This is a genomic window from Streptomyces sp. RB17, assembly GCF_009604455.1.
Lineage (GTDB): Bacteria > Actinomycetota > Actinomycetes > Streptomycetales > Streptomycetaceae > Streptomyces.
On sequence record NZ_WEGL01000002.1, the window covers coordinates 375,934 to 387,968 of the forward strand.

6 protein-coding genes are annotated in these 12,035 nt (G+C 72.2%); 1 reads left to right on the top strand and 5 read right to left on the bottom strand.

Annotation, left to right across the window (positions count from 1 at the left end; all coding sequences use genetic code 11):
* Nucleotides 1-22: 22 nt before the first annotated feature.
* Both SRB17_RS08655 and SRB17_RS08660 read right to left on the bottom strand, forming a co-directional pair.
* The gene (locus SRB17_RS08655; protein WP_153536450.1) at nucleotides 23-1,975 is read right to left on the bottom strand and encodes a helix-turn-helix domain-containing protein; all 1,953 of its coding nucleotides are present in this window, start codon (nucleotides 1,973-1,975) and stop codon (nucleotides 23-25) included.
* Nucleotides 1,976-2,446: 471 nt separating this feature from the next.
* Nucleotides 2,447-3,826: an MFS transporter gene (locus SRB17_RS08660; RefSeq protein WP_153536452.1), complete on the bottom strand. Its 1,380-nt coding sequence runs from the start codon at nucleotides 3,824-3,826 to the stop codon at nucleotides 2,447-2,449.
* A 278-nt stretch (nucleotides 3,827-4,104) separates the two neighbouring features.
* On the opposite strand from SRB17_RS08660, the gene SRB17_RS08665 reads away from it, so the two are divergent.
* Complete coding sequence (locus tag SRB17_RS08665) at nucleotides 4,105-5,505, top strand: carboxypeptidase regulatory-like domain-containing protein (RefSeq protein WP_194293948.1); 1,401 nt, start codon at nucleotides 4,105-4,107, stop codon at nucleotides 5,503-5,505.
* A 1,222-nt stretch (nucleotides 5,506-6,727) separates the two neighbouring features.
* Here the strand turns inward: SRB17_RS08665 and SRB17_RS08670 are convergent.
* From SRB17_RS08670 to SRB17_RS08680, 3 genes are all read right to left on the bottom strand, one after another.
* Nucleotides 6,728-9,463, bottom strand: a complete 2,736-nt coding sequence (locus tag SRB17_RS08670) for a multifunctional oxoglutarate decarboxylase/oxoglutarate dehydrogenase thiamine pyrophosphate-binding subunit/dihydrolipoyllysine-residue succinyltransferase subunit (RefSeq protein ID WP_153536454.1) — start codon at nucleotides 9,461-9,463, stop codon at nucleotides 6,728-6,730.
* A gap of 349 nt (nucleotides 9,464-9,812) precedes the next feature.
* Nucleotides 9,813-10,832 (bottom strand): GlxA family transcriptional regulator, encoded by a 1,020-nt coding sequence (locus tag SRB17_RS08675; RefSeq protein ID WP_153536456.1) that lies wholly within the window; start codon nucleotides 10,830-10,832, stop codon nucleotides 9,813-9,815.
* A gap of 180 nt (nucleotides 10,833-11,012) precedes the next feature.
* Complete coding sequence (locus SRB17_RS08680; protein ID WP_153536458.1) at nucleotides 11,013-12,032, bottom strand: histidinol-phosphate transaminase; 1,020 nt, start codon at nucleotides 12,030-12,032, stop codon at nucleotides 11,013-11,015.
* Between the last annotated feature and the right edge of the window lie 3 nt (nucleotides 12,033-12,035).

A 12,035-nucleotide genomic window follows, 5' to 3' on the forward strand; every position in this document is an offset into this window, starting at 1 on the left:
CCCGCGCCTGTCCGCTCGGGCGTCAGGCGTCCGACAGCAGGTGCAGACGCAGGGCGAGCTGGAGTTCCAGGGCCTGCTCGGGGGTGTTCCAGTCGGGGCCGAGCAGCGCCTGGATGCGGTCCAGGCGCTGCACGACCGTGTTCACATGCACGTGCAGTTCCTCCTTCGCCCGGGTCAGGCTCCCGCCGCAGTGGAAGTAGGCGCGCAGCGTGCGGACCAGCTGGGTGCCGCGCTGGTCGTCGTACTCCAGCAGCGGTCCCAGCGCGGCGGCGACGAACCCGTCCACGTCGTGATCGTCGCCCAACAGCACGCCGAAAAAGCCGAGTTCGGCGACGCTCGCCCCCTGTCCTGCGCGGCCGAGCACCTGCAGCGCCCGTAGACAGCGCACGGCCTCGGCGTGCGCGTCCGCGATGGCCCGCGGCCCGGCAGCCGGCCCCGCGCCGGCCACCGTGACCGGTGCGCCGGTCAGTTGGCCGAGCTGCCCGGCCGCGACGGGCGCCGCCTCGCCCGGACCGGTGCCGTCGCACGGGAGCAGCAGCACCACGGCGCCCTCGTGTTCCGCGCTCACGCCGCCGCACCCGAACAGGTACTGCACGGCGGCGTCGGCGAGCCGTTCCCGGGCCGCCTCGCCGGACCGGGCGACGAGCAGGAGGTGGGGCCGGTCGAGGTCGAAGCCGAGGCGGCGGCCGCGGGCCACCAGGCCGGCCGGGTCGCGGTCGGGCACGGTGAGCAGATCGGCGATCAGATCGCCGCGTACGCGGTTCTCGGTCTCGGCGACCGAACGCCTCAGCAGGAGCAGCAGCGAGGTCACGACGCTGCTCCGCTCGAACAGACGCCGGTCGGGGCCGTCGAGATCCGGCCGCCCGTACAGAACCAGACAGCCCAGCAGTTCCTGCCCGGCCAGTACCGCGCAGACCCAGCGCCCGTCGTGGAACACCGCGTGGGCGGCCGCACGGGACCTCTCCGCCACCGCGACCAGCGCCGCCGCCTCCTCCGCGCCACCGCCGTCCACCCCGCCCCTGGTGAACGCGCCGCCGTGCTCGCCGACCGCGGTGAGCGGCCACCCGGCGCCGTCGTGCACCGCGACGTCCCCCCGCAGAAGTGCGGCCACGGCGGCGGCCACGTCCGGGACGTCGCCGCCGCGCAGCACCAGATCGGTGAGCCGGTCGTGCGATTCCTCGGCGCGCTGCATGGCGGCGGAGTGCTCCCGGATCACGGCGTTGGCCTCGGCCAGTTCGGCCAGCGCGGCCCGGGCGTCGGCCATGGCCTTGGCGGTGTCGATGGCGATGGCGGCGTGGTCGGCCAGGGAGCACAGCAGGGCGACCTCGTCCGGGGCGAACGTGCGGGGCGTACGGTCCGCGGCGAACAGGGCCCCGATGACCTGGCCGCCGCTTCCCGACCCCAGCAGCAGCGGCACACCGAGGATCGCGACCAGGCCCTCGTCCAGGACCCCGGCGTCGATGCTGCCGGTGTGCACGAAGCGGTCGTCGGTGCGGTAGTCCGGGGAGGCGTAGGGGCGTGCGGTCTGCGCGACCAGACCTCCGAGGCCCTCACCCAGCTGCAGGCGCAGGTTCTGGAACAGTTCCGACACCGAGCCGTCGGTGACCCGCATGTAGGTGTCCCCGGCGTCCTCGTCGGGCAGCGTGAGGTAGGCGGTGTCGGTGCCCAGGAGCATCCTGGCCCGCCGGACGATGGAGCGCAGCACGGCGTCGAGATCGCGCAGGGCCGCCAGGTCGCCCGCGGTGTCGAAGAGCGCGGCCAGCTCCGCCTCCCGGCGCCGGTGCTGCCTGAGCGTGGTCTGGACGCGCAGCGCCGCTTCGGTGGCCTGCTCGACCTCCGCGAGGTCCTGGGCGAGGGCACCGCTGCGCCGGGCCTCGACGGCGACGGCACCGAGGTCCTCGGCGGGGGCGCCCGCGGCGAGGAGTTCGAGCAGCCGGCGCAGGTGACGGGCGACGGACATGGGCTTGTGCGACATGGGCGGGCAACCGTTGCGAAGTCGGTGGACGGTGGAATCGGCGCACGGCCGAGGAGGGCATGGCCGAGGGGGGCATGGCCGAGGGGGGCATGGCCGAGGGGGGCATGGCCGAGGGGGGCATGGCCGAGGGGGGCATGGCCGAGGGGGGCATGGCCGAGGGGCGGGCATGGCCGAGGGGTGGGCACGGTTAGGGGGGACGGCCGAGGGGGGGGACGGCCGAGGGACGGGCATGGCCGAGGGGCGGGCACGGTCAGGGGGACGGCCGAGGGGGGGACGGCCGAGGGACGGGCATGGCCGAGGGGCGGGCACGGTCAGGGGGACGGCCGAGGGGCGGGCATGGCCGAGGGGGGACGGCCGAGGGGGGGGGCATGGCCGAGGGGCCACGGCCAGGGGGCACGGTCGAGGAGGGCCAGGGTCCTCCCCGGCCGGGAAGACCCTGACCCTCCTCGGCCGGGTGGCGGTGGCGGGCCGTCAGGCGGACGCGGCCTTCTGCTGGTCCGGGGCCGGCTGCGGCGCGGAGCCGTCCGGCTCGATCGCGGTCAGGTCCCTGCCGCGCGTCTCACGGGAGGCGACGACGGCGATCACGGTGATCAGGGCGGCCAGACCGACGTACACCGAGATCGGGGTGGAGGAGCCGTAGGAGCCGAGCAGCGCGGTGGCGATCAGCGGGGCGGGGGCGCCGGCCGCCACCGAGGAGAGCTGGGCCCCGATGGAAGCGCCGGTGTAGCGCATCCGGGTGGCGAACAGCTCGGAGAAGAACGCCGCCTGGGGAGCGTACATGGCGCTGTGGAAGATCAGACCGACGGTGACGGCCAGGACCAGCGCGGGGAACGACCTGGTGTCGAGCAGAGCGAAGAAGGCCCACGACCACAGACCCACGCCGACCGCGCCCACCAGGTACACGGGCTTGCGTCCGATCCGGTCGGAGAGCGCACCGAACAGCGGGATCAGGCAGAACTGCACCGCCGAGCCGATGAGCACCGCGTTCAGTGACGTCTGCTTGTCGATCTTCAGGTGGTCGACGCAGTAGGTGAGGACGAAAGCGGTGATCACGTAGTACGAGATGTTCTCGGCCATCCGCGCGCCCATCGCGACCAGGATGTCCCGCCAGTGGTTGCGCACGACCGCGACGAACGGCGGCTGCTCGGCCCGCTGTTCGGCCTTGCGCCGCTCGGCCTTGGCCAGCGCCTCCTTGAACAGCGGAGACTCGTCGACGGACAGCCGGATCCACAGACCGATCATGACCAGCACGGCGGAGAGCAGGAACGGCACCCGCCAGCCCCAGGAGTTGAACGCGTCGTCGCTGAGCACGGTGGTCATCAGGGAGAGCACGCCGACGGCGACCAGGTTGCCGGCCGGTGCTCCGCCCTGCGGCCAGGACGCCCAGAAGCCGCGTCGCCTCGCATCACCGTGTTCGGACACCAGCAGCACCGCCCCGCCCCACTCGCCGCCGAGGGCGAAGCCCTGGATCAGGCGCAGCGTGGTCAGCAGCAGCGGAGCCGCGACACCGATCGTGTCGTAGCCGGGGACACAGCCGATCAGGGCGGTGGAAAGCCCCATCATCAGCAGGCTGATCACCAGGAGCTTCTTGCGGCCGAGACGGTCGCCGTAGTGGCCGAAGACCACCGCGCCGATCGGGCGGGCGGCGAAGCCGATGGCATAGGTGAGGAAGGACAGCAGCGTGCCGGTGAGCGGATCCGACTCGGGGAAGAACACACGGCCGAAGACCAGGGCGGCGGCCGAACCGTAGAGGAAGTAGTCGTACCACTCGATGGTGGTGCCGATGAGGCTGGCGGCGACGATGCGGGTAAGGCGGGACGGGGCTGGTGGAGCGCTTGCTGGCGACGACATCGGCACCACTTCCTGGCGTACGACGGGGGACGTTTGCGTGCTGCCACACCGTAGGAACGTGCAGGCCAGAGGCGTATGTGGTGGGACACCATAGTTTTGGGCGCGGGAGTGCGTGCGGCCACCATGGAGGTGGTGTGCCGGGTGTGCGCGAGGGCCTCGCTGTTGCGAATGAGTCCTGGGCGCGCCGCGCCGTGGCGATCGCTCGATGTGCGCCATGCCGCGCTTACATCTGGACATGACCGACAGTGCCCACTCAACCCGAACATAGGCTCCGGGGAATGAACTCTTCCCCGTACGCCGCCTCATCGGCGCTTGCGGCAAACACAAAGAAGCGTCCGCTCCTCGGTCCCAGTTGGTTCGCGGCCGTGATGGGCACGGGCATCGTCGCCAATGCGGCGGTCACCCTGCCATCGAGCATGCCGGGGCTGCGGACCGCCGCCACGGTGGTCTGGCTCGGCGCCGCACTCCTGCTCCTCCTGCTGGCTGTCGGTTACCTCCGGCAGCGGGCACTGCGACTGCACGCCGGTGATCCGGTGACGGCGCAGTTCTTCGGCGCACCGCCGATGGCGCTGCTCACGGTGGGCTCCGGGGCGTTGCTGCTCGGCCGCCGGCTGATCGGAAGCGCGGCGGCGCTGGATGTGGACTGGGTGCTGTGGTCGCTCGGTACGGTGCTCGGTCTCGTCGCTGCCTGCGTGGTGCCCTATCTGATGATCACCCGGCACCGCTTCGCGCCGGACGCCGCGTTCGGGGGCTGGCTGATGCCGGTGGTGCCGCCGATGGTCTCGGCTGCGACGGGTGCGCTGCTCGTCCCTCACACCCCGGCGGGGCAGTTGCGGCTCGCCCTGCTGCTGGGCTGCTACGCGATGCTCGGGCTCGGCCTGGTCGCGGCACTGCTGGTGCTGGCCATGATGTACGGCCGCCTGGTGCACCATGAGGCCCCCACCGGCGCGGTGGTGCCCACCGTGTGGATCGGAGCGGGGGCGTTGGGCCAGTCGGTGACGGCGCTCGGCGCGCTGGCCACGGCAGCGCCGAGCGTGCTGCCTGCGCCCTACGCGCGGGGCACCGAGGTGTTCGCGCTGCTGGGCGGGATCGTGGTGTGGGGCTTCGCCATGCTGTGGCTGGTGCTGGCCACGGGGCTGACGGTACGGACGATCCGGGCCGGGCTGCCTTTCGCACCCACCTGGTGGTCCTTCATCTTCCCGCTCGGCGCCTGCGTGACGGCCACCGGCACCCTTGCAGCGCGGACCGGTTCGGACATGTTCGCCTGGACCGCCGTGGTGTTGTACGGGGTGCTCGGCATCGCCTGGGCGGTGGTGGCCGGTCGCTCCCTGGGCCATGCCGCCGGGCACATGCGGCGCCGGTCCGACCGCGGACACGCGCACCGGCGGACCGTCGAGCCGACGGGGCGGCCGGACGGTCGGGCCGTGCTCAAGGGCACCGTCCGCACCATTGCAGGTGGCCGCCCGATCTCCCAGGCTCGGATCACCCTCCTGGACCCGGCGGGCGTCGTCGTCGGCGACACACTCACCGCCGAGGACGGCTCCTACGCCTTCACCGATCTCGAACGCGACCAGTACACCGTCGTAGCCGCGGGCTACCCGCCCCGGTCGACCCGCCTCACCCTCGACGGCAGCGGCCCCGACGCCTTCGATCTGACGCTGACCCACGAGGAGAGCTGACCAACTCCGTGTCGCCGACGGGCCCGCGCCCTGCGTCGTCCGGGGCGCACTCGGCGGTGCATCGGGCGGTCACGGCGTCCAGGTCGGTGTGCGGCGTGTGAGCAAAGCCGACCAGGCTCAACAGCACGATGCCGTCGGGCTCCGCGACGCCGGGTCCGGGTGGACCACCAGGAGTGGCCCGGCCGACGACGTGACCGGCATGAGGTGCCGCCGATGGTCTCCGCCGTGACCGCGCGGTACTCGTCCCGCGGGCACCGCCCGGGCATCCGCCGCCTGCCATGGTGTACGGCCGCCGCGTGCCTCATGACCCGCTCCAGCGGTGCGGTGGTGCCCACCGTATGGATCGGCGTCGGGCTCCGGAGACCGGCGGACCGCGGCGGGCGGCCCGTCCGCGGGCCGATGCCGACGCAGCGCATGATCCCCCTCGTCCTGTTCGGCATGCGCGGATCCGAGCCCCTTGCGCGTGACGCAGCGGACGACGACCGGTCCGCCGCGGGTCCCGGCCTGTTCCGGGGCCGCTTCCAGGGCTGGGATGTCGGGGCCGTCGACGGACCTGGGTACTTCGGGCCGAGACCGGAGAAGAGCGGCTGCCGCACGAAGGCTCCCGCGTGGCCCTCCCCGATACCCCCCCTCAGGCCCTCCTTGATGCCTTCCCTGATCCTTCCCCGGCCGCGTGCAGGGTGCGGCGGGACCCGCCCCGGCGTTCCGGCGCCGCCGAGGGCGGCTCGCCCCGGCCGGTCGGCCGGACGCCCGTGGCCGACGCGTATGGCGCAGCCAGGCCAGTGCTGCGCGAGTCGGCTCACGGGCGGTGCCTCCGCACGTCTGTTGTCGTTGACGACGATCACCATGAGCAGGTCGGGCGCCGCCGCGATGGTGTTGAGGGCCTACCGGGCCGGCCCTCCGGTGCGCGCTCCGTCGCCGGCGACGGGGACGACGCGCCGGTTCGTCTCCGCCGCGAGCTGTCCGGCCTTGGCCGGCCGCCGGCATCCGACAGAGCCGCCGACGCGGAGCCCGAGGTCCCCCACCAGCCGGTCGTGCGGGGACTCGAAGGCGCGGTGCCGCGGCACGTCGGATCAGGAAGCCGTGGATCCCCCCGGCGAGCCGGACCAGCTGCGCATGGCTCAGACTCCTCAGGTCCGCGGGCCGGTTGACGGGTGCCCGCAGGGTCATGCCGTTGCTCGTCCTCGACGCAGCGTCGAGGACGAGCAACGGCAGCCCATGCTCACTGGAAGGCCGAGGTCACGAGGGCCGTCTGCTCCAGGGCGTGCCGGCGGGCGGAGCCGACCGCGGGGGCCGGCGCCTCGGGTCGGCTGACGCATGCCACAGGGCGGCCTGCCAGCCGGTACAGACGCGGCGCGACGAAGGACCAGGCACCCTGGTTCTCGGGCTCCTCCTGCACCCACCGCACGTCCGCGGCCGCGGGGAAGCGGGCGAGTTCCGCCGCGAGCTCCCCTTCAGGGAACGGGTAGAGACGCTCCACGCGGACGATCGCCGTGTCCGCCGAACCCGAGTCGTGTCGGTGGGCGTCGAGGTCGTGGAAGACCTTGCCCGAGCACAGCAGTACGCGCTCGACCCGGACGGGGTCCACCGTGTCATCCGGCAGGATCGGGCGGAAGCCGCCCCGGGTGAACTCGGCCAGGGCCGAGGTGGCCGCCTTCGACCGCAGCATCGACTTCGGGGTGAAGACCACCAGCGGCCGCCCGCGGCCGTCCAGCGCCTGCTGCCTGAGCAGATGGAAGTAGTTGCCCGGCAGGGAGGGCAGCGCCACGGTCATGTTGCCCTGCGCGCACAGTTGCAGGAAGCGCTCGATCCGGGCGGAGGAGTGGTCCGGACCCTGCCCCTCCAGGCCGTGGGGCAGCAGCAGCGTCACCGCGGAGCGCCGGCCCCACTTCTGCTCGGACGACGCGATGTACTCGTCGATGACCGTCTGCGCCCCGTTGACGAAGTCCCCGAACTGGGCCTCCCACAGCACCAGAGCCTCGGGCCGGGCCAGCGCGTAGCCGTATTCGAAGGCCAACGCGGCCAGTTCGGACAGCATCGAGTCGAACGGTGCGAAGCTCGCGGACCGCGGGCCGAGGGAGTTCAGCGGCGTGTGCTCCGCGCCGGTGCGCCGGTCGGTCAGTACGGCGTGGCGCTGGCCGAAGGTGCCGCGCCGCGAGTCCTGCCCGGCCAGCCGCACCGGGACGCCCTCCAGCAGCAGCGAACCGATCGCCAGTGTCTCCGCGGTGGCCCAGTCGATCGTGCCCGTGTCGAGCGTCGCCGTACGCCGGTGGAGCTGCGGCAGGACGCGCGGGTGCACGGTGAAGCCCCGCGGCAGGTCGGTCTGCGATGCGATGACCTGGCGGGCGGTCGCCTCGTCGATCGCGGTCGCCACGAGCCGGGCAGCTCCCTGTCCGGCGTCGGTGTCAGGAACGTCTTCGGCGGGGCGGGGAGCGGGTAGCGTCCGGGTCTCGGCGAAGGCCCGTTCGAGGTGATCCCGGTAGTTGCGGCGGGCCCCCGCCACCTGCCGCTCGTCGATGTCCCCGCGGTGTACCAGGGCCTCGGCGTACTGCGTGCGCACCGAAGCCTTGGCGGCGATGCGTTCGTACATCAGCGGCTGCGTGATGGAAGGGTCGTCGACCTCGCTGTGGCCGTGGCGCCGGTAACAGACCAGATCGACCACGACGTCCTTGTGGAACGTCCGGCGGTAGTCGAAGGCCAGCCGCGCGACGCGGTCGACGGCCTCGGGGTCGTCTCCGTTGACGTGGAAGATCGGAGCCTCCACCATCCGCGCCACATCGGTGGCGTACGTGCTTGAACGGCCGTTGGCGGGCAGGGTGGTGAAGCCGACCTGATTGTTGACGACCACATGGACCGTGCCGTCCGTGCGGTAGCCCGCCAGCTGCGACATGTTCAGGGTCTCGGCGACCACGCCCTGGCCGGCGAAGGCCGCGTCGCCGTGGACGAGGACCGGCAGTACGGCGCGGGGCTCGCCGCGGTCCGCGGCCAGGTCCTGCTTGGCGCGCACCACTCCCTGGGCCACCGGCCCCACGATCTCCAGGTGCGAGGGGTTCGCCACGACCGAGACGGCGATCGTGCCGCCGTCCAGGGCACGGTAGGTGCCCTCCGCGCCGAGGTGGTACTTCACATCACCCGAGCCCTGGACCGACCGGATGTCCACCGCGTCCTCGAACTCGTCGAAGATCTGGGCGTAGGACTTGCCGATGATGTTGGCCAGGACGTTGAGCCGGCCGCGGTGTGCCATCCCGATGACGGCTTCGCCGACACGGTCTTCGATGGCGCGGAGCAGCAGCGCGTCGAGCAGCACGATGGCCGACTCGCCGCCTTCGAGCGAGTACCGCTTCTGACCCACGTACTTGGTCTGCAGGAACGTCTCGAAGGCCTCCGCGGCTCCCAGCCGGTAGAGGATCCGCAGCTGTTCCGCACGGTCCGGCCGGCGCCGCGGCCCCTCCACGCGCTGCTGGATCCAGCGGCGTTCGTGGGAGTCCTGGATGTGCATGTACTCGAACCCGGCGGTGCCGCAGTAGAACTCCCGCAGGGCGCCGAGCACTTCGTCGAGGGTCATCGTGGCGTGCCCCGCGAACCCGTCCACGACGAAGTTCTCCGCCCGGTCCGCGTCGTGGAGTCCGAACGCGGCGATGTCGAGTTCCGGGTGTGCGGCGGCGAGCCGCGACATGAGCGGGTCCGTGCCGGCCATCAGATGGCCACGCACGCGATACGCGTGGATCAGCGCCGCGACCCGGACGGCCTTGAGCGCCGCCTGCTCGCTCCGCTCCGGGGCGGCGGAGGAGGCCACGACGGCCGGGGACACCGGCGCCGCGAAGAAGTCCCTCCACGTCTGATCCACTGAGCTGGGGTCGTGCAGGTAACGCTCCCGCTGCTCGTCCACGACCCATTCGTTGAGCCCGAAATCCAGCCCGTGACGCACCGCTCGAGCGGTGTCTGATTGCGACGCCATGGCGCAGAACGCCTCCTTCCCTGTCCGAAGCCCCCGGATGCCCGACGCGCCCGGGGCGGTCGTCCGCCCGCGTGTCCCGTGTGCGCGGACTTCGCATCCGTTGCGGAGACCAACCCGTTTGACCGCGTCGCCTACGACGCTACGACGCCGGGAACGCGGAGACGGACGGCCGGTCGGGCCACAACGGCCTCACATCAGGACATCGGCCGGGCAGTCGCCCGCTTCCTGCCGTCGCCGCGCGGCCGGGCCACGGGCGAATGATGCCGTGTCCTGATCCGAGCGCTTGGAGACACGGCTTCTGCAGCAGGTCCAGGCCGCCGACCCACTGTCTCGGCCCGTTGCGCCGCGACTACGACGCGAGTGTTTCGGACACCGAACCCCTCGTGCCCGTGCCGGTCGTGCGAAAGCTGGTCCGGTAGGCACCGGGTGTCACACGCAGGTGCCGAACAAAGGCCCTGCGCATCGACTCGGGTGAGCCGAACCCGGTGCGCCGCGCCACTACCGCCATGGCGTCGTCGCCCGTCTCCAGCAGCACCCGGGCGGCTTCCAGCCGGACCTGCTCCACATACCGGGCCGGAGTGGTTCCCACCTCTTCGTGGAAGAGCCGGGTCACGTGACGGGCGCTGATGCCCGACCTCCGTGATATGGCCGACACGGTGTGATTGGCCCCGGGGTTCTCTGCGACCTCGTCCAGCACCCGGCGGAGTGTCTCGTGGCGGGAGTGCGGGACCTGGGAGCGGACGCTGAACTGGGACTGGCCGCCCGGTCGTTGCATGAAGACGACCATGTCCTTGGCGACCGCTCGGGCAACCCCCGCACCGCAGTGCTCTTCGACGAGGGCCAGGGACAGGTCGATGCCGGCGCTGACGCCCGCCGACGTCATCATGCTCCCGTCCCGCACGAAGATGGCGTCCGGTTCGACCCGCACGGACGGGAAACGCAGGGCCAGGTGCCGCGTGTGCCGCCAGTGCGTCGTGGCGCGGCGGCCGTCCAGGAGTCCGGCCGCCGCCAGCAGAAACGCTCCCGTGCACACCGATGCCGTGCGGCGGGCCTTCTCATGCAGTCGCCGGACGACATCCAGGAGATCGTCGTCCTTGATCAGCACTTCCCATTCGGGACCCCCCGGGATCAGCAGGACGTCGCACGGCTCCCGCACATCATCGACCCGCACATCCGCGCTGAGACGGGTTCCGGCGGAAGTGATCACGCCCTTACCGTCCGCGGACGCAATCCGCACCTGATACCGACCGCCGAACTCGTTCGCCGAAGCGAAGACCTCGATGGGACCGGTCACGTCCAGCAGCCGCACCCCGGGGAAGACGAACACTGTCACGGTGATCGGGCCCCTTCCGGGGCGCTCGTGGTTCATCGGATGCCTCCGGGCCGTGTGCGGTGCCAGGGAGCCGATCACAGCAGACCCCGGGCCGCCGTTCCTCGGATTCCCCTGTACCCATCGTGCGCCCTCGACCAGCACCGCGACCACGACCGGTTTCCTCCCTGCTGGTAGGCAAAGCCTCCCAGTCCGCTCTTGGACGGGCCGCCTGAGCCTTCACATCCGCGACGCACTGTGGTGCGCGCGCGCTGCCGCCAGCGCGGACAGCACCGTGTCGTTGGCAAGCCGATTGCCGACGGTGAGCCGGAGTCCTTCCCCGGGGTGGTGTCGCGCCTGGACACCGGCTTCGGTGAGTGCTGCGGCGCCGTCGTCGATCGGATCGGGTGCGGCGAGCCAGATGGAATTGGCGTGCCCGGGGCGTACACGCCAGCCGAGGGACGCGAGTTCACGCCGGAGCCGTTCGCGTTCGGCGACGACGGTGTCCACGCGTCGGCGCAGCTCGCTTTCGGCCCGCAGCGAGGCCTGCACCGCGGCTGTCGCCACCGCGTTGATCCCGAAGGGCAGCTGCTGCCGACGGATCCGCCCCACCAGGTCGGAGGAGCCGAGTCCGTAGCCGACGCGCAGCGCGGCGAGGCCGTAGGCCTTGGAGAAGGTGCGCAGGACCAGCAGGTTGGGGTGTGCGTCGAGGAGCGCCGGTGTATCCGGCAGGTCGGTGTCGCGGGCGAACTCCACGTACGCCTCGTCGAGGAGCACGGTGACATGCCGGGGGACCTGACGCAGGAACGCCGACAGCGCGTCGGCCGTGACGAGGGTTCCGGTGGGGTTGTGGGGATTGCACAGCACCACGACGCGGGTACGGTGGTCGAGCGCCGCGAGCAGCGCGCCCAGATCCTGGTGCCCGTCCGGCGACAGGGGCACGGGGACGGGCCGAGCGCCGACCATGGCGGCCAGGAGGGGGTAGGCGTCGAACGTGCGCCAGGCGTAGGCCATCGTGTCGCCGGGCTGGACGACCGCCCGGAGCAACTGCAGGGCCACGCCGACCGATCCGCTGCCGACCGTGACGCGGTCGGGCGCCACCCGGCACCACGCGGCGATCCGCTCGGTGAGGTCGTCCGGGTGGAACTGCGGGTAGCGGTGGGCCTGTTCCACGGCCCGCCGCATCGCCTCGCGTACCGAGGGCAGTGGGGGATACGGGCTCTCGTTCAGGGCAAGTCGGTGCAGGACGGGGATGTCCATGGT

Bases quoted from the DNA above. Each gene is read 5' to 3' on its own strand.
- SRB17_RS08665 (WP_194293948.1), top strand. From the start codon at position 4,105: ATGAACTCTTCCCCGTACGCCGCCTCATCGGCGCTTGCGGCAAACACA.
- SRB17_RS08675 (WP_153536456.1), bottom strand. From the start codon at position 10,832: ATGAACCACGAGCGCCCCGGAAGGGGCCCGATCACCGTGACAGTGTTC.
- SRB17_RS08680 (WP_153536458.1), bottom strand. From the start codon at position 12,032: ATGGACATCCCCGTCCTGCACCGACTTGCCCTGAACGAGAGCCCGTAT.
- SRB17_RS08670 (WP_153536454.1), bottom strand. From the start codon at position 9,463: ATGGCGTCGCAATCAGACACCGCTCGAGCGGTGCGTCACGGGCTGGAT.
- SRB17_RS08655 (WP_153536450.1), bottom strand. From the start codon at position 1,975: ATGTCGCACAAGCCCATGTCCGTCGCCCGTCACCTGCGCCGGCTGCTC.
- SRB17_RS08660 (WP_153536452.1), bottom strand. From the start codon at position 3,826: ATGTCGTCGCCAGCAAGCGCTCCACCAGCCCCGTCCCGCCTTACCCGC.